Annotated in this window: 16 protein-coding genes; 8 read left to right on the forward strand and 8 right to left on the reverse strand. The window is 57.6% G+C overall.

Going from position 1 to position 16,627, the window contains the following annotated elements:
- Window positions 1–26: 26 nt before the first annotated feature.
- Complete coding sequence (locus KVG91_RS17925; RefSeq protein ID WP_169376588.1) at window positions 27–1,829, reverse strand: NACHT domain-containing protein; 1,803 nt, start codon at window positions 1,827–1,829, stop codon at window positions 27–29.
- 340 nt (window positions 1,830–2,169) lie between these two features.
- Window positions 2,170–2,379: a hypothetical protein gene (locus KVG91_RS27600; RefSeq protein WP_318840920.1), complete on the reverse strand. Its 210-nt coding sequence runs from the start codon at window positions 2,377–2,379 to the stop codon at window positions 2,170–2,172.
- A gap of 718 nt (window positions 2,380–3,097) precedes the next feature.
- Between KVG91_RS27600 and KVG91_RS17930 the strand changes: the two genes are divergently transcribed.
- Together KVG91_RS17930 and KVG91_RS27605 are read left to right on the forward strand one after the other, a co-directional pair.
- Window positions 3,098–3,463, forward strand: coding sequence for a DUF6124 family protein (locus KVG91_RS17930; protein ID WP_169376587.1), 366 nt, complete (start codon window positions 3,098–3,100; stop codon window positions 3,461–3,463).
- A gap of 144 nt (window positions 3,464–3,607) precedes the next feature.
- Complete coding sequence (locus KVG91_RS27605) at window positions 3,608–3,826, forward strand: hypothetical protein (RefSeq protein WP_169376586.1); 219 nt, start codon at window positions 3,608–3,610, stop codon at window positions 3,824–3,826.
- 98 nt (window positions 3,827–3,924) lie between these two features.
- Here the strand turns inward: KVG91_RS27605 and KVG91_RS17935 are convergent, their stop codons facing one another.
- Window positions 3,925–5,112: an MFS transporter gene (locus KVG91_RS17935; RefSeq protein ID WP_169376585.1), complete on the reverse strand. Its 1,188-nt coding sequence runs from the start codon at window positions 5,110–5,112 to the stop codon at window positions 3,925–3,927.
- Window positions 5,113–5,537: 425 nt separating this feature from the next.
- On the opposite strand from KVG91_RS17935, the gene mqo reads away from it, so the two are divergent.
- On the forward strand, window positions 5,538–7,184 hold the full coding sequence (mqo, locus tag KVG91_RS17940; protein WP_169376584.1) for a malate dehydrogenase (quinone): 1,647 nt from the start codon (window positions 5,538–5,540) through the stop codon (window positions 7,182–7,184).
- Between the two features lie 238 nt (window positions 7,185–7,422).
- Here mqo and KVG91_RS17945 read toward each other — a convergent pair whose 3' ends face one another.
- Window positions 7,423–8,259 (reverse strand): LysR family transcriptional regulator, encoded by an 837-nt coding sequence (locus KVG91_RS17945; protein ID WP_169376583.1) that lies wholly within the window; start codon window positions 8,257–8,259, stop codon window positions 7,423–7,425.
- A gap of 97 nt (window positions 8,260–8,356) precedes the next feature.
- Between KVG91_RS17945 and KVG91_RS17950 the strand changes: the two genes are divergently transcribed.
- Together KVG91_RS17950 and KVG91_RS17955 are read left to right on the forward strand one after the other, a co-directional pair.
- Window positions 8,357–9,256 (forward strand): DMT family transporter, encoded by a 900-nt coding sequence (locus KVG91_RS17950; RefSeq protein ID WP_169376582.1) that lies wholly within the window; start codon window positions 8,357–8,359, stop codon window positions 9,254–9,256.
- Window positions 9,257–9,379: 123 nt separating this feature from the next.
- Window positions 9,380–9,709: a YXWGXW repeat-containing protein gene (locus KVG91_RS17955; RefSeq protein WP_169376581.1), complete on the forward strand. Its 330-nt coding sequence runs from the start codon at window positions 9,380–9,382 to the stop codon at window positions 9,707–9,709.
- Window positions 9,710–9,818: 109 nt separating this feature from the next.
- On the opposite strand, the gene KVG91_RS17960 is transcribed toward KVG91_RS17955, so the two are convergent.
- The 3 genes from KVG91_RS17960 to ppnN form a co-directional block, all read right to left on the reverse strand.
- A complete protein-coding gene (locus KVG91_RS17960) occupies window positions 9,819–10,214 on the reverse strand; it encodes a PIN domain-containing protein (RefSeq protein ID WP_169376580.1) in 396 nt (131 codons plus the stop codon).
- Entirely contained in the window at window positions 10,211–10,468 is a 258-nt protein-coding gene (locus KVG91_RS17965; protein WP_169376579.1) for an AbrB/MazE/SpoVT family DNA-binding domain-containing protein, read from the reverse strand. The genes KVG91_RS17960 and KVG91_RS17965 overlap by 4 nt, the downstream gene beginning before the upstream one ends.
- Window positions 10,469–10,640: 172 nt before the next feature.
- Window positions 10,641–12,014, reverse strand: a complete 1,374-nt coding sequence (ppnN, locus tag KVG91_RS17970) for a nucleotide 5'-monophosphate nucleosidase PpnN (protein ID WP_169376578.1) — start codon at window positions 12,012–12,014, stop codon at window positions 10,641–10,643.
- Window positions 12,015–12,370: 356 nt separating this feature from the next.
- Here ppnN and fabV point away from each other — a divergent pair, with 356 nt between their 5' ends.
- Both fabV and KVG91_RS17980 read left to right on the forward strand, forming a co-directional pair.
- Entirely contained in the window at window positions 12,371–13,564 is a 1,194-nt protein-coding gene (gene fabV / locus KVG91_RS17975; protein ID WP_169376577.1) for an enoyl-ACP reductase FabV, read from the forward strand.
- Window positions 13,565–13,762: 198 nt separating this feature from the next.
- A complete protein-coding gene (locus tag KVG91_RS17980; protein ID WP_169376576.1) occupies window positions 13,763–14,386 on the forward strand; it encodes an HAD family hydrolase in 624 nt (207 codons plus the stop codon).
- Here KVG91_RS17980 and KVG91_RS17985 read toward each other — a convergent pair.
- Window positions 14,383–15,288: a LysR family transcriptional regulator gene (locus tag KVG91_RS17985; protein WP_169376575.1), complete on the reverse strand. Its 906-nt coding sequence runs from the start codon at window positions 15,286–15,288 to the stop codon at window positions 14,383–14,385. The genes KVG91_RS17980 and KVG91_RS17985 overlap by 4 nt on opposite strands.
- Before the next feature lie 102 nt (window positions 15,289–15,390).
- Between KVG91_RS17985 and KVG91_RS17990 the strand changes: the two genes are divergently transcribed.
- On the forward strand, window positions 15,391–16,560 hold the full coding sequence (locus tag KVG91_RS17990; RefSeq protein ID WP_169376574.1) for an aspartate aminotransferase family protein: 1,170 nt from the start codon (window positions 15,391–15,393) through the stop codon (window positions 16,558–16,560).
- Window positions 16,561–16,627 lie beyond the last annotated feature (67 nt).

Consider the following 16,627-nt stretch of genomic DNA (forward strand, 5'->3'; position numbering starts at 1 on the left):
GAGAAATGGAGTGGAGTCGAAAATAATCAAGCGCTAGGACAAAGTATGTCCTCGAGGAACTGGTTCTTGTCGCGCTCTTCAGTCAAAAATTTTTTTGCCTTACTCAATTCAAGCAGGGTATCAGTCTCTAAAGATTGTAGTTCTCTCCACACTAAGTCCGCGCCGAATGATTTGATAATTGTTCGAATGCTTATGGATTGTGATTCGTCGGGAAAACTCTCTAGGCCTTGTGTGTGTTTGATCGCCCAATCAATTTTATCTTTTTGAGAATGGTCGACTGAATCCATTAGTGCTTCAAAAACACGATTTGAGATGGTTTCAAATAGTTCTATACGAGTTGGATTAAATGGACCTGCTTGTAAAAAATCATATTCAGCGGTAATCGAGTAATTAAACTCGGGTTGGATTGATTCAAGGAATGCAATTAGGCTATCTTCGTTTTTTGAATTTATGAGTTTTGTTATTTCGTCAATTTGCGTGGAGAGGTTGGCTACAACGTAATCTTGCAAATATCTGGTTTTATCAATTGTTTGAAGGAAATCTAATGGGTATTTCCAGGTGTCATATGAGTTAAATGCAGCTTTATAAAAGCTTTTTGCGGTATTGTCCGGTAGCGCTTTGACAAACGCAGCGGCGTGGTAGTCTAGGATGCTCTTATGCAAAAAAGTAGTTGTATCATATCCTTCATCAAGCATTAGACATGCAATTTTGACAATGTCCTTACGAAAATTTTCTACGCCGCAGTTCTCAGTATTCATGTACTTTGATGCTTTCTCAAAGTGTTTGTTGAAAGCTTTTGTGTCGAGGGAGCGCCCACTTCCTCCTTGAACTACCATAAAACAAAATGCATCGAATAATTTTTTTAGTTCGCTCTCGGATAAACCTGAGTAATGCTGTCTATTAAATCCTGCCTTATACCGGTCATGTTTGCTAAATACGGTACCAAATAGCTTGTCAAAAAACTCAGGTAAAGTTGCAGGGATTTTTTGCTCGGTTTGGTGAACGATGACCACCAGTGTAAGCATCAATGGCGTGCAGATTACGCCCGAAATATGGGTAGAGCATTCGTCGAGCGCTTTAATTATGTCTAACCTTTTAGCTGTCGAGCTAATGAGTTTTTTGAGGAAAGGAGGATAATCATCTTTTGAAAGCTGAACTAAAGATATAACTTGAAATCCTGTTGTGTTTTGGATAGAGCTTTTTGGGCGGCTTGAGATGACAATCTTTAGATTAGGATGCTTTGCTTGAATCGTCTCAAGTTCAACGATTGTATCATTGACGCACTCTGCTGGAATTTCATCGAAGCCATCCAGTAAAAGTACTATTTTTCCAGTGCTAGCTAGATAGTCAAAGGCCTCTGCATCAGATGGCAGGCTTAATGTATCTAAAAAAGTGTAAATAGTACTCGCTAAACTTCGCTGCTCTGAGATTTTTCGAAGCTCTACCAATATAGGCACTACGGTGATTTCTTGGTCGTTGAGAACGGACATGGCTAAATAACGCATAAAAATTGATTTACCCTGTCCCACAATACCTTCGATTACCAAATTTCCTTCTGGTAGTTCTGATAAGCTGGATATTTTACTAGGGGCGCCAGCAATATAAAGTCTCGAAGGGAAGTAAAAATTTTGCAATGAGAGTTCGGATTCGGGCGACCAGATGGTTTTCACTTTGTCTAGTTTGATCAACTGATTTGCGATCTTCTTGCTGATCTGTACAAGGCTAAGTTTTTTTAATTTATCTTTAACGGACGCTTTCGCAGTGCTGTAAATTTCTGTAATTAATGGTTTTAGGGCAGTTGTTAAGATTGCGGTCGTCAAAGTAGCCATTTAAAAATCCTTATTCGCTTAGCAGTTGGCGCCCCTCTAAGGGCAGAATTAAGCTGGTTCTGTTGCTTTAAGTTTAATGATTAATGGAATATGTTGAGCATGATACTTGATGTGTCCTTGGAAGATAAGGAGAGGAATTTATCTTTTGTATTGTAATTTTTATTATAGGGAAAGTTTTCTTTTGTCCAAATCAAGGCCAGATGCATTTGAATGTTTCCATCGCCGGAAGTGATTTGCGCAACAACTAAAAATATTAGTATAGCCTCAAGCAGTCCGATCCAGCACCGAGAAAGCTGATGATTTTAGGTCGTGACTGGCAGCAATCGACAGCCGATCGCACTCACTCAGGCGTCATTAGCACTGCGATAGTCATTTTGATGAACTCTTCGTTTCGGTCGATTGCAACCAGGGCACCACGGACGTTATCGGCGACATCCCCCGACTCGTGCTGCTCGACCCACAGAGTGAGCTCCATGATTGCGGCTTCTAGGGCCAGCTGATTTTCGTTGAGCTTGTAGAGCAGGGAAGGGATCAGGTCCGAATTTGGAATTGCATTTCCTCCATAAGCAGGAAAAGCGTAGCAGCTCAACACACATGATAGGGATTAAGAGCCGCTTCTAATTTTAGGGCTTTTGAACCGCGTCGACAGAGCTCGAGATTGGACCCAAAAACGGTGGCTTAAATGTCGACGCCGAAGCGGCCCTTGGTGGACTGCATGGGAAGGCATGCGCAAGGCTGCCGGGCTCTCAACGTCGCAAGTCATAAGCGGCAGCGTAAGGTCGTTATCTGCCGGATATAAAAGCATATTGCTGTAGCGAAAAAGCTAGGTATGAGAGGGAGTGGTACAGAATTGGTACGCGGAAAGCACATTGTTGCTGTAAGCCTTAGTTTTAGAGGCTCTTGTCATTAATCGTTCCAATCCATCATCGGGACGACTTACCGAGTGTGGGGTGATTTCGGGAACAGGTTAAATCGTCTAGGAAATTTCCCACGCTTTTCTCGGCTTGCCCCTAAGACCACCCCTAGCTAACCTCCTCAAGCCGCTGCCAATCCAGCGGTCGGATGTGGAAGTCCGTACCAAGCTAAGACGCAATCGTCATAAACACCTACCGGCGCTTTTTAACGTCTGTATCATGTGTTTCGGCGGCTGTGCGCGGGGCACCTCGGTGCGCCGGGTCCTTAGCCCTGGTCTTCCACACCTGCGTACAGCTGCCACCTCTCATGTGGAAGTGAGACTGGTAGTTCCTGAATAGTTAAGGAGCTTCGCCATGTACAAGGTCACACCAAATCCGCCTTATGCTTCAAACGCTGCATCCTCTGATCCCAAGCTTCAAGCCGCAGCCCAGCGAGCAATCCATCATCACTTGCCCCCATCCGACGACGCGGCACTCGTGGAACGCCCAAGCAACAATCTATTCCTCGTCAACCCAACCCTCGACCCCGAAACCCTCCTGGCCAACGCTGCCGAAAACCTCGCGTCCGCCAACGAAATGGCCGCCACCTTGGCGTTCGACCTCGACGACTCCCAACGCGCCATCGCCCTGGGCATTCAGCAGCTAATCGAGTTGAGCTCGCTGCTCGTCGACCGAGCTCAGGAGCAAGTTGCGCCTGTAACCGCCTCAGTTAAAGCCTGACAACCAACCCTGCCGCCTCACCCAAGGCGGCAACCTGAACTCATCCTGTCCCGCTGCAATGTTTCATAATTCCCCGCACCGTTGAGGTCTACGATCCTTATCAAGAAGGGCCCCCGCGCCTCCAGCCTACAGGTAATTGAAACCATGATCTCAAACCTCGTCAAAGTCGCAGTGATCACCGGCACGTTGCTGTTGAGCGCCTGTTCATCCTCACCCGCCGTGAGCAGTGACCCGTGTTTTTCAGGTGGATGCCAGGCATTTGGGGACCACAGCCCCAGCAAAGCCGCCAAGATGAATTTCGGTGGCAGTGGGCTAGGGAGTAGTTATGGGGAGTATGGGGCGGGGTTGTTGCATGATGATTGATGGGTGGTGGGTCAGTCATTGGGGTGGTGACTGACCCATTGCTATCGGGGGCAAGCCCCCTCCCACAGTTTTATCTCCAGTGAAGCAGGACGTGGGCGTTAGTGCCCACCCTTCATGCGGCGTGCAATCAGGTAGATGCCCAGCCCAACCAGCGCCGTAGCCGCGCCGATATACCCGGTGCTCGTCCACCCCAGCCCAGCCGTAATCGCCATCCCGCCAAACCACGGCCCCAACGCATTCGCCAGGTTAAACGCCGCATGGTTGGACGCCGCCGCCAGGCTTGGCGCTTCATGCGCAATATCCATCAGGCGGATTTGCAGTGGCGCAGCCATGGCGATCATGGTGCCGACCAGGCCGATACCCAGCAGTACGCCCCACAGTGAGCTGGCGGCGAAGGTGAAGAAGATCAGCACGGCCATCGACCACACCAGGATCCAGCCCATCGCCCGAAACTGCAGGCGATCAAACAGCTTGCCGCCGGCGATGTTGCCGATGATCCCGCCCATGCCAAACGCCGCCAGGCCAAATGGTATCCACTGGGGCGACACCTTGGTCACTTCCAGCATGGTCGGCGCCAGGTAGCTGAACACGCAGAACATCCCGGCAAAGCCAATCGCGCCAATGGCCAGGGCCATCCACACTTGCGGTTTGGTGAAGGCGCGCAGTTCCTTGCGCGGGTCGCTGCGTTGTTCGTCGTGGCGGTGGGGCACGAAGTGCCAGACCAGGGCGATGGTGATGAGCGCGATCACGCTGACCAGGGCGAATGCCGAGCGCCAGCCCAGGTGTTGGCCGAGGAAGGTGGCGATGGGGTTGCCGAGCAGCATCGCCAGGGTCAGGCCCATCATCACGCGGGCGACGGCGCCGGCGCGTTTGTCGTTGGGCACCATGCTGGAGGCGACGACGGCGGCAATCCCGAAGTAGGCGCCGTGGGGCAGGCCGCTGATAAAGCGGAAGGCCACCAGTGAACCAAAGGTCGGGGTGAAGGCCGTTGCCAGGTTGCCCATGGCATACAGCCCCATCAACAGCAGCAGCAGATGTTTGCGCAGCAGCTTGGCGCCGAGGATGGCGAGCAGCGGGGCGCCGACCATTACGCCCAGCGCGTAGGCGCTGATGGCGTGGCCGACCTGAGGTTCGCTCAAACCCAGGTTCTGGGCGATGTCGGGCATCAGCCCCATGATGGCGAATTCACCGGTGCCGATCGCGAAAGCGCCCACGGCCATGGCAGCTTCCATTTTGGCGGCGCTGCGCGCGGGCAGCACGTGCCCGGATATTTGCTCAAGAGTCATGGAACGCTCTGTGTGGAGGGTGGCACGAAAAGGCCGCCGCGGATGCTACGCAAGCAGCGGCGAAGGTGTCTAGAACGACCTTTTGCCTGAGAGTTCCACGCCTGTGACCCCAGGTCGCGCCTGCCGGCCTTGACAGCGGCGGGTTAAAAGCCGCGATTTAGCGCTGTCAATTGGCCAAACGGCGCATAAACGCCGTTTGCCGTGATATTCTGCGCGCCGTCCTGGACCGGCCTCCCCGGGTGCGTACATCCGTATACGCCCCTGCGAGTGGCTGCCGCCCAGGTAGCTGAAGCCAATAATGATAAGAAGTCAGCGCAGAAGGGACATAAAAGTGAGGTCGATACGTCGGCCTTGTGTGCCCACCCCGCGGCCTTGAAACACTCAGGGGCGCTAGGGCGGATGGCGTTTTATCATAGGTGCTACTGATGTTTAAGAAAGTAAACACTGCCCTGCTGGGGCTGGCTTTGTCGATGGGGATCACGTCCGTTCACGCGGAAGAGGCAAAGAAAGTCGATGTGCTGCTGATCGGCGGCGGCATCATGAGTGCGACCCTGGGTGTCTGGCTCAACGAGCTGGAGCCGGGCTGGTCGATGGAAATGGTCGAGCGCCTCGACGGCGTGGCCGAAGAGAGCTCCAACGGCTGGAACAACGCCGGTACCGGTCACTCGGCCCTGGCCGAGCTGAACTACACCCCGGAAGACAAGAACGGCAACGTCGAGATCCCCAAGGCGGTCGAGATCAACGAAGCGTTCCAGATCTCCCGTCAGTTCTGGTCCTGGCAAGTCCAGCAGGGCGTGCTGAAGAACCCGCGTTCTTTCATCAACTCCACACCGCACATGAGCTTTGTGTGGGGCGATGACAACATCAAGTTCCTGAAGAAACGCTACGAAGCCCTGCAAGCGAGCCCGCTGTTCGCCGGCATGCAGTACTCCGAAGACCCGGCGCAGATCGCCAAGTGGGTCCCGCTGATGATGGAAGGGCGTGACCCGAACCAGAAAATCGCGGCCACCTGGAGCCCGATCGGTACCGACGTGAACTTTGGCGAGATCACCCGCCAGTTCGTCGCGCACCTGCAAACCACGCCGAAGTTCGACCTGAAACTGTCGAGCGAAGTGCAGGACATTACCAAGAACGCCGACGGTTCGTGGCGTGTCAGCTACAAAAACCTCAAGGACGGCACCAAGACTGAAACCGACGCCAAGTTCGTGTTCATCGGCGCCGGCGGCGGTGCCCTGCACTTGCTGCAAAAGTCGGGCATTCCTGAGGGCAAGGAATACGCCGGTTTCCCTGTGGGCGGTTCGTTCCTGGTGACCGACAACCCTACCATCGCCGAGCAGCACCTGGCCAAGGCCTACGGTAAGGCTTCGGTGGGTTCGCCGCCGATGTCGGTTCCGCACCTGGACACCCGCGTGCTGGACGGCAAGCGCGTGATCCTGTTTGGCCCATTCGCAACCTTTTCGACCAAGTTCCTCAAGGAAGGCTCGTACCTGGACCTGCTGACCAGCACCACCACTCACAACATCTGGCCAATGACCAAAGTCGGTGTTCGTGAATACCCGCTGGTCGAGTACCTCGCCGGTCAACTGATGCTGTCGGACGACGACCGCTTCAAGGCGCTGCAAGAGTACTTCCCGAACGCCAAGCAGTCCGACTGGCGCCTGTGGCAAGCCGGTCAGCGCGTGCAGATCATCAAGCGTGACGAAGAGCAGGGCGGCGTCCTGAAACTTGGTACCGAAGTGGTCAGCTCCGCCGACAACTCCATTGCCGGCCTGCTGGGTGCATCGCCAGGCGCTTCCACCGCGGCTCCGATCATGCTGACCGTGCTGCAGAAAGTGTTCAAGGACAAGGTGGCGAGCCCTGAGTGGCAGGCAAAACTGCACCAGATCGTACCGAGCTACGGCACCAAGCTGAACGACAGCCCTGAAGCTGTTGCCAAGGAATGGGCCTACACCGCCGGCGTGCTGCAACTGACGCCGCCGCCTGCGATCCCGCAAATGGCCGCGCCAAAGGCGACCGAGGCTGCCAAGCCTGCGGCTGCGCCGAGCAAGCCGGCGTCTGACCTGGCGCTGTAAGCAACACGCAGTAAAAAGCCCGCTGAACCGGTGACGGTCAGCGGGCTTTTTTGTGCCCCGATTTTTACCGAAATCTGCTTTTCTGTGGCGAGCGGGCTTGCCCCGCGTTGGGCCGCGAAGCGGCCCCAAAACCATGCCGCAATTTGCCTGATTCGACGAGGCGGCTTTAATGGGGCTGCTACGCAGCCCAACGCGGGGCAAGCCCGCTCGCCACAGTCATAACAAGCTCGCCGACGTTTCAGACCTTGAACTGCCTGACTTGCTCATGCAGATGCAACGCAAGTGCATTGCTGCTATCGCACAGCAGGTACAGATGCTGCGCTTGCAGGGGCGGCAGTTCTTTCATTTCTACCAACCCCTCGCCCATGCGGCTGTGCTCCATCAGGCCCACCGCCACGCCGCTGCGCACACAGGCTTCAACCGCGAAGGTATTCGGGCTTTCCAGCAGCACCCGGTGATAAATCCCGTGATCCTTCAACGCCTGCAAGGCCGCTGCCCGGTACGGGCAACCGGCGATGGGCACGGTGATGGGCAGCGGCGCGTTTGCAGGGTAGTTGAACTGCTCGGCGGCGACCCACAGCGGTTGCACAAACCCCAGTCGCTCGCCTTGTGCCAGCGGGTGTGTGCTGACCGTGATGGTCAGGTCCAGCTGGTTTGCCATGAACAGGTTCAGCAACTCACCGCTGGTGCGCGCTTCGACCTTCAGCTCCAGCAACGGATTGTCCGCAATCAATCTGGGCAAAAACTGCTGGATGAAGGCGGGCGCATAGGTGTCGGGTATCCCCAGGCGGATCTTGCCTTCCATGCGTTGCGGCATCAGTGAAATCAGCAGGCGGTCATGGCTCTTGAGAAACTCGGTGGTTTCGCCCAGCAGTTTCTTGCCGTACAGCGTCAGCTCCACGCCTTGGTTGCTGCGGCTGAACAGGCGTTGCCCGATCTGATCCTCAAGTTTCTGGATTTGTGTCGTCACGGTCGACGCGCTGCGATGCACATATTCAGCCGCCTCATTGAAACGCTGAAAGCGCGCCACGGCGTGAAAGGTGCGCAATAAATCGATATTCAGCTGCTTGGCCATGATTTCACTTTGCAGAATTGATTGTGCATATTATTCAAATATACAGAATCATGCGTGCGCCTTAGCCTTTAAGTCAACTTACAAGGCAGGAGGCGTCATGAAGCGATCTACCCTGGGGCTATTCGCCGTGCAAGCGGCGTTTGTGTTGTCGTGGAGTTCAGGCTATATCGGCGCGAAGCTGGGCACCCAAGGCAGCGGCGCATTTAATCTGCTGTTCTGGCGGTTCCTGTTGGTCGCGGTGTGTCTGGGCCTGTACTTGAACGTCAGGTTGCTGCGGGTTTCGTGGGTGCTGATCCGCCACTACGCCATTATTGGTTTCCTGTCGCAGTTCCTTTACCTGAGCTGCATCTACGTAGCGATCCAGAATGGCTTGCCTCCCGGCATCGCTGCGATTATCGCAGCGCTGCAGCCGTTGATGACGGCGGCGCTCTCGACGGGCAACGCCGCCGAACGCAGCGGCGGCTGGCAATGGGTGGGGCTGATGATCAGCTTCGCCGGGGTATCCATTGTTATCGCTGGCCAATATGGCAGCGGTGGTCGGGGTGTAAGCCTGGTGATGTACCTGTTGCCATTGGCCGCCGCCTTGGGGCTGACGCTTGCGACGTTGTATGAACGCCGCAGTGCACAGCGCCAGGAGGCGGGCCTGGTGCTGCCGCTGTTCATCCAATCGTTGCTGACCTTGATCGGCTTCACCGGCGCCGTGCTCTACACCGATACGTTGAGCATTCCCCATGAACCCGAGGTGCTGGTCTCGATTGTCTGGCTGACGGTGTTTTCCACCTTTGTCGCCTACTTGAGCCTGTGGATGTTGCTGCGGGTAATGACCGCCACCCATGTGGCTGCGTTGGTCTACCTGGAACCTCCCGTCACCCTGGTATGGGCAGCGTTGATGTTTGGCGACGTCATCCACGCATCAACCTACGCCGGCATGGCCGTGGTGGGCGCCGGGTTGCTGCTGGTGCGCTGCAAGCGACCGACCGTCGCGTGCACCTCTTGAGGCCTGCGGGTTCAGCAAGTAGACAGACACCGCCTGTTAAAAAGTACTCAGGGCCACGCAGGAGCGCGGCTGCGACAAGGGGGCTTTTTTACAGCAGTGGGCGTCAGCGCCCGAGGGTTTTGTATGTTGTTACGTTATGCGGCATTGGCGGCCATGGTCGTCGCAGCATCCGGGTGTGTGCAAGAGCGCGTCGTGCATGAGCGCAGGCCGGTGCAACGTGAATACGTCGAGGTTGTCGCGCCGCAACCGCCGCCGGTGCAAGTGGTCGAAGTCGAGCCGGCGCCACGTTACGGCTATGTGTGGTCGCGCGGTTACTGGCGTTGGGAAGGCGGACGCTATGTGGCGGTGCATGGCCATTGGGAGCCGGTGCGCGAGGGTTATCGCTATGTGCATCCGCACTGGGTGCAGCGTAACGACGGTTACCATTGGCAGGTGGGCGGCTGGATTCGGTGAACCTTGGCTGGATTCGTCTTTGCCTGCCTGGAAACCGAACTTCACCCGACAGGAGGGCGCCGAGCTGATTGGCGCCCACATCCTGGGAGCGGCGGCGCATCGGTAGACCTCAAGCCAGTCGTTTCATGCCCGCTGCCTTGGCCGCGTTGACGTCGAAGGTTGCGGTGTATTCGCAGCCGGCCGCATGCGCGCAGCGCTCGATCAGGCAGTCGGCAAAGTCGGCCTTGCTCGCAATGAACTTGCGCAGTGCCTGCCAGATGATATCGGCGTGCTCCACGGTCAGTTCGCGCGTGTGCAACAGGGTTTCCAGCACCATCACCACGTCGCTCTTGGCCGATTGGTAGCAGGACTGCAGTACCCACACCAACTCCACAAGTGTCACCAGGCTGACAAAGCCCGGTGACGCGGCGGTAAGTGATTCGATCAGTTGGGACGCCTTGGCTGATTGAGCGGGATCATCCTGGGTCACATAACGCACCAACACGTTAGTATCCAGGCCGATCATCGCGCTTTTGCTCCCTGGGCCGCGATGGCGCTGTTCATGTCTTCGATGGACACAGCCTTGGCCGGCTTGCGGATCAGCCCCTTCAGGTCCAGGACGGTTTTGCTCGCGGCAATGATGGAAAACTTGCCGTCTTCCATTTCGACAAATTCCACCCGGTCGCCTGCCTCCAGGCCCAGGGCAGTCCGGACCTGGACAGGGATGGTGATTTGCCCTTTTGAAGTGAGTGTGGCGGTTGCCATAGTGAAGATCTCCATCGTGATATTCCTTACCTTAGGGTAAGGAATGACAGAGGACAATATCCGTTGGTCCATAGATTGCTCGCAGAGGTGGGTGCGGGAAACAGTAAAAACCCTAGACCGGGTTCCTGATCTTCACACCCTCGGCCGCGCCCCAAACAGATACAAACTATGACCGACCGCCGCTGGCTTACTGCACCACGCGGTAGCACGGCACATACGCCGCGCCGCCTGGCAACTTCATGCGGTGCTGGGCGACAAACGCCTTCAGCAGCTCATCCAGCGGTTTCATGATCGCCGGGTCACCGTGAATCTGGTACGGGCCGTTCTCCTCGATCAGGCGAATCCCCTTGTCCTTCACGTTACCCGCCACGATCCCGGAGAACGCGCGGCGCAGGTTGGCCGCCAGCTCATGGGGTGGCAGCGCGTGGCTCAGTTGCAGGCCGGCCATGTTTTCGTGGGTCGGGTCGAACGGGCGCTGGAAGCCTTCATCGATCTTCAGCAGCCAGTTGAAGTGAAAAGCGTCGTTGCGCTCGCGGCGGAACTGCTTCACCGCCTTGAGGCCGGCGGTCATCTGGCGCGCCACTTCGGCCGGGTCGTCAATGATGATCTGATAGTGTGCCTGCGCGGCCGCGCCCAGTGTCGCGCCGACGAAGGCGTGCAGTTGCTGCAGGTACGGCGCTGCGTCTTTCGGCCCCGTGAGAATGACCGGGAACGGCAGGTCGCGGTTGTCCGGGTGCATGAGGATGCCGAGCAGGTACAGGAACTCTTCAGCGGTGCCGGCGCCGCCGGGGAAGATGATGATGCCGTGGCCGACACGTACGAAAGCTTCCAGGCGTTTTTCGATGTCCGGCAGAATCACCAGTTCATTGACGATCGGGTTCGGCGCTTCGGCGGCGATGATGCCCGGCTCCGTCAGCCCCAGGTAACGCCCGCCAGTGATGCGTTGCTTGGCGTGGGAAATGGTCGCGCCTTTCATCGGACCTTTCATCACGCCAGGGCCGCAGCCGGTGCACACGTCGAGGCTGCGCAGGCCCAGCTCGTGGCCGACCTTCTTGGTGTATTTGTATTCTTCGGTATTGATCGAGTGCCCACCCCAGCACACCACGATCTTCGGCTCCACGCCCGGGCGCAGCGTACGGGCGTTGCGCAGCAGGTGGAACACGTAGTCGGTGATGCCCTGGGAATTGCTCAGGTCGATGCGCTGGCTGTCCAGCTCGTTCTCGGTGTAGACGATGTCGCGCAGGGCGCTGAACAGCATTTCGCGGGTGCTGGCGATCATTTCGCCATCGACGAAGGCGTCGGCCGGGGCGTTCAGCAGTTCCAGGCGCACGCCGCGGTCCTGCTGGTGGATACGTACTTCAAAATCCTTGTAGGCATCCAGGATGGTCTTGGCGTTATCGATGTGCGCGCCGGTGTTGAGGATCGCCAGGGCGCACTGCCGAAACAGCGTGTAGATGCTGCCGCTGCCGGCTTCGCTCAGTTGCTGGACTTCACGTTGGGACAGGGTTTCGAGGCTGCCCTTGGGGCTGACGGAGGCATTGATGACTTGACGTTGGGGCATTCCGGTTCCTTGAAAGCGCAGCCACCGCGCCCGCAAGGGGCCGCGATAGCTTGAGAAGGGTGGGCGCCGAATTCGGTCGCACGAGACGGATATTTACCTCAGGCGCAAGGCCGAGCGCAAATACCGTCCAGCACCATCATGCCGCAGAACCCACTGAATCAGCTTCCAGTTTTTGTAGAAAAACCGACGCAGGGTAATGACCTTTGCACCCGATCCTGCGTTTCGGCGATTGAATTTTGTAATCAGAAGATTTGCGACTATCGTGACGCTTCGGTTTTTTGGACGTCATAGACCGGTACGATTGAAGTTGAATGGCCACCACTGGCCTTCGGCACCTTGGAAGAGGCAGAAATTTTATGATCATCAAACCGCGGGTTCGTGGCTTTATCTGTGTGACCGCTCACCCTGTTGGCTGTGAAGCGAACGTCAAGCAACAGATCGACTACGTGACTCAACACGGCGCCATCGAAGGCGGCCCGAAAAAGGTGCTGGTCCTCGGCGCATCCACCGGCTACGGCCTGGCCGCGCGCATCAGCGCTGCGTTTGGCTGCGGTGCCGACACCCTGGGCGTGTTTTTTGAGAAAGAAGGCGAAGAAGGCAAGCTGAGCTCCGCCGGCTGGTACAACAGCGCTGCGTTCGAGAAGTTTGCCGCCGAAAAAGGCCTGTACGCCAAGAGCATCAACGGCGACGCGTTCTCCGACGAGATCAAGCGCCTGACCATCGACACCATCAAGAAAGACCTGGGCAAGATCGACTTGGTCGTCTACAGCCTGGCCGCGCCACGCCGTACCGACCCGCAAGGCGTGGTGCACACCTCCACCCTCAAGCCGATCGGCAAGGCCGTGACCCTGCGCGGTATCAACACCGATAAGGGTGTTGTCGTCGACACCACGCTTGAGCCCGCGACCCAGGAAGAAATCGACGGCACCGTGAAAGTCATGGGTGGCGAAGACTGGCAGCTGTGGATCGACGCCCTGCGTGACGCCGACGTGCTGGCAGAAGGCGCCAAGACCACCGCGTTCACTTACCTCGGCGAGAAGCTGACCCAGGATATCTACTGGAATGGCTCCATCGGCGAAGCCAAGAAAGACCTCGACAAGAAAGTCCTGACGCTGCGCGACAACCTGGCTGCCCTCAAGGGCGACGCCCGCGTGTCGGTGCTCAAGGCGGTGGTGACCCAGGCCAGTTCGGCCATCCCGATCATGCCGCTGTACCTGTCGCTGCTGTTCAAAGTGATGAAAGAGCAGGGCACTCACGAAGGTTGCATCGAACAGGTCTACGGCCTGTTCAAAGACAGCCTGTACGGCGCCCAGCCGAAACTCGACACCGACGGCCGCCTGCGTGCCGACCTGGCCGAGCTGGAACCCAAGGTCCAGGACGCCGTCGCTGCCCTGTGGAACCAGGTCACCGACGACAACGTCAACGAGATCAGCGATTTCGCCGGCTACAAGGCCGAATTCCTGCGGTTGTTCGGCTTTGAAATCGACGGCGTGGATTACGACGCCGATGTGAACCCCACCGTGAAAATCAATGGTCTGATTCAAGCCTGAGTAATGTGGGAGCTGGCTTGCCTGCGATACAGACACCCCGGTCGATCAGTCAGACCGCGGTGATGCTATCGCAGGCAAGCCAGCTCCCACATTTGACCCGCGTTTTTTCAGAACCCTCCTACACGCCGTCGCGTGCCTCCTCTCTTCCAGAATCTGCCAAACTCCTGCGGCTATCAACGCATGCCAACGGAGGATCCGATGACCATTCGCGCAGTAGTTTTTGATTTCGGCGGTGTCCTGTTCGACTGGAGCCCGCACCACCTGTACCGCAAGCTGATTGCCGACGACCAAGAACGGCAATGGTTTCTCGATAACATCTGTACCCAGGCCTGGAACACTGAGCAGGATGCCGGCCGTTCCCTGGCTGAAGGCACGCGCAGCCTCATCGAACAGCACCCGCAGCATGAGCATTTGATCCAGGCCTATTACGCCCGTTGGCACGAGATGCTGCCTGGCCCGCTGCCGGACGGCGTGGCGATTCTCAAGGCGCTGCACGCGGCCAACGTGCCTCTGTTCGGGCTCACCAACTGGTCGGCCGAAACCTTTCCTTATGCGCGGGCCAATTACCCGTTCCTGCAGTGCTTTCGCGACATCGTGGTGTCAGGCGAGTTGAAGCTGATTAAGCCGGATGCGGCGATCTATCACGCGAGCCTGCGCCAGGTTCGGGCCCATCTGCCGGATATCCATCCCGAGGAAGTGGTGTTTATCGATGATGTCGCCGGCAATATCGAAGCGGCCGTCGCCCTGGGTTGGCAAGGTATCCATCACGTCTCGGCTGAGCACACGGCCGCCCGTTTGCGTGAGCTGGGCGTGGGCTTCTAGCGCGCCCATTTCTCCATGGCGAAGTCCACAAAGGCGCGCAGCTTGGGCAGGCGATAACGGTCTTGGCCGTAGAGCAGGTGCATGGGGCGACTGGGCAATCGATAAGTGGTTAACAAGGCCACCAGCTTGCCGCTTTCCAGGTCCGGCTGCACCAGGGCGTCGGCCAGCATGATGATGCCCATGCCGTTGACCGCCGCCTGGCGCAAGCCTTGCGAACTGTTGATGGTCAATGAGCCGCAGACCTGCACCTCCCGCTCGCCGCCGTCGCCGGTCATACGCCACAGTTTTTCGGTGTCGCGCCAATTGTCGTTGGCCGGGTAGGCGAACGCCAGGCAGTCGTGCTGTTTCAAGTCATCGGGCGTGGTAGGCGTGCCGCGTCGCGCCAGGTAGGCAGGTGACGCGCAGAGCGTGAGGGTGTAATCCTGCAGTGGCCTGGCGATCAGACTGGACGATTCCAGCTCGCCAAGACGGATCGCCACGTCGAAGCCGCTGTCGACCAGATCCATGCGCTCATTGCTCAACACCACGTACAAGTTGATCAGTGGATAGCGCCGGGAAAATTCGCTCAAGGCCGGGGTCAGGCGTTCGGTGCCGAACACCGGAGGCGCGGTGATGCGAAGGGTGCCCTTGGGCACGTCACTCTTGGCCTGTTCGGCCAATTGCTCGGAGTCGGCTACCAGCCCCAGCACTTCCAGGCAACGCTGGTAATACTGGCCGCCAAACTCCGTGAGGCTTTGCTTGCGCGTGGTGCGCTTGAGCAGGCTGACGCCCAGGCGCTGCTCCAGTGCGCGCAGGTGGTTGCCGACCATGGTGGTCGACATGCCGCAAGCGTGTGACGCCGCCGTCATGCTGCCGGTCTCGACCACCTTTACGTACACCGACATTGCCTGGAACAAATCCATTATAAAGCCTTGGTTTAAAGTCATTGCAGGAATGCAGAGTTTATCCAGCTCGGGTGGTTAACGATACTGCAGCCATCACAACGAAGCACTGGAGCCTCTGCCATGACCGCCGCCTGCCTGATGACCACTTACCAACCCTTGGCCCTGAGCTTTACCCGCGGCCTGGGCACACGCCTGTGGGACCAGCAAGGCCGTGAATACCTGGATGCAGTGGCCGGCGTGGCGGTGACCAATGTCGGCCACTCCCACCCCCGGCTGGTGGCGGCGATCAGCGAACAGGCCGGGCTGTTGCTGCACACCTCCAACCTCTACAGCATTGACTGGCAACAACGGCTGGCCCAGCGCCTTGCCCGGCTGTCTGGCCTGGACCGCGCCTTCTTCAACAATTCCGGCGCCGAAGCCAACGAAACCGCGCTGAAACTGGCGCGGCTGCATGGCTGGAAAAAAGGCATCGAGGCGCCGTTGGTGGTGGTGATGGAAAACGCCTTCCATGGCCGCACGCTCGGGACCATGGCCGCGAGCGACGGGCCATCGGTGCGCTTGGGCTTCCAACGCTTACCGGGAGATTTTCTCAAGGTCGGCTTTGGTGACATGGCCGCAATAGAGGCAATCACTAAAGCGTTCGGCACGCGCATCGCGGCGGTCCTGCTGGAGCCGATCCAGGGGGAAAGCGGCGTGTTGCCGGCACCACCCGGCTACCTGCAAGCGTTGCGCGATCATTGCACGCGTCATGGCTGGCTGATGATGCTGGATGAAATCCAGACCGGCATCGGTCGCACCGGCAACTGGTTTGCCTTCCAGCATGAAGGCATCGTGCCGGATGTGATGACCCTGGCCAAAGGCCTCGGCAACGGCATACCGATCGGCGCCTGCCTGGCGCGGTCCGCCGTGGCCCAGTTGTTCACGCCGGGCAGCCATGGCAGCACCTTTGGCGGCAACCCGCTGGCCTGCCGAGTCGGTTGCACGGTGCTGGACATCATCGAAGAACAAGGCTTGCTGCAAAACGCTGCGCAACAGGGTGAGCGTTTGCTGGCGCGGTTACGGGTGGAGTTGAGTGAACACCCGCAGGTGCTGGCGATTCGGGGCCAGGGCTTGATGATCGGGATCGAGCTGGCGAGCCCTTGCCGCGACCTGGCGCAGCGCGCCGCCGAGGAGCACGGCCTGCTGATCAACGTGACGCGGGGCAAGGTCATTCGGTTGTTGCCACCGTTGATCCTGGATGCCAAGGAGGTCGAGATGATCGTACGGGGTATTACTCGTCTATTGGACTGAAATACGATTCTCTGTGGGAGCGGCGGTGCGACGATTCGACTTGCCCGCGATAGCGCAGTGTCAGCTT

The sequence above is a fragment of the Pseudomonas azadiae genome, assembly GCF_019145355.1.
Lineage (GTDB): Bacteria > Pseudomonadota > Gammaproteobacteria > Pseudomonadales > Pseudomonadaceae > Aquipseudomonas > Aquipseudomonas azadiae.

What these genes read in the sequence shown, in the direction of transcription:
- KVG91_RS17985 (WP_169376575.1), bottom strand. Translation starts at nt 15,288, where the DNA reads ATGGATTTGTTCCAGGCAATGTCGGTGTACGTAAAGGTGGTCGAGACC.
- KVG91_RS27605 (WP_169376586.1), top strand. Translation starts at nt 3,608, where the DNA reads ATGATCTCAAACCTCGTCAAAGTCGCAGTGATCACCGGCACGTTGCTG.
- KVG91_RS17990 (WP_169376574.1), top strand. Translation starts at nt 15,391, where the DNA reads ATGACCGCCGCCTGCCTGATGACCACTTACCAACCCTTGGCCCTGAGC.
- ppnN (WP_169376578.1), bottom strand. Translation starts at nt 12,014, where the DNA reads ATGCCCCAACGTCAAGTCATCAATGCCTCCGTCAGCCCCAAGGGCAGC.
- KVG91_RS17980 (WP_169376576.1), top strand. Translation starts at nt 13,763, where the DNA reads ATGACCATTCGCGCAGTAGTTTTTGATTTCGGCGGTGTCCTGTTCGAC.
- KVG91_RS17965 (WP_169376579.1), bottom strand. Translation starts at nt 10,468, where the DNA reads ATGGAGATCTTCACTATGGCAACCGCCACACTCACTTCAAAAGGGCAA.
- fabV (WP_169376577.1), top strand. Translation starts at nt 12,371, where the DNA reads ATGATCATCAAACCGCGGGTTCGTGGCTTTATCTGTGTGACCGCTCAC.
- KVG91_RS17925 (WP_169376588.1), bottom strand. Translation starts at nt 1,829, where the DNA reads ATGGCTACTTTGACGACCGCAATCTTAACAACTGCCCTAAAACCATTA.
- KVG91_RS17935 (WP_169376585.1), bottom strand. Translation starts at nt 5,112, where the DNA reads ATGACTCTTGAGCAAATATCCGGGCACGTGCTGCCCGCGCGCAGCGCC.
- KVG91_RS17960 (WP_169376580.1), bottom strand. Translation starts at nt 10,214, where the DNA reads ATGATCGGCCTGGATACTAACGTGTTGGTGCGTTATGTGACCCAGGAT.
- KVG91_RS17955 (WP_169376581.1), top strand. Translation starts at nt 9,380, where the DNA reads ATGTTGTTACGTTATGCGGCATTGGCGGCCATGGTCGTCGCAGCATCC.
- KVG91_RS17945 (WP_169376583.1), bottom strand. Translation starts at nt 8,259, where the DNA reads ATGGCCAAGCAGCTGAATATCGATTTATTGCGCACCTTTCACGCCGTG.
- KVG91_RS17950 (WP_169376582.1), top strand. Translation starts at nt 8,357, where the DNA reads ATGAAGCGATCTACCCTGGGGCTATTCGCCGTGCAAGCGGCGTTTGTG.
- KVG91_RS17930 (WP_169376587.1), top strand. Translation starts at nt 3,098, where the DNA reads ATGTACAAGGTCACACCAAATCCGCCTTATGCTTCAAACGCTGCATCC.
- mqo (WP_169376584.1), top strand. Translation starts at nt 5,538, where the DNA reads ATGTTTAAGAAAGTAAACACTGCCCTGCTGGGGCTGGCTTTGTCGATG.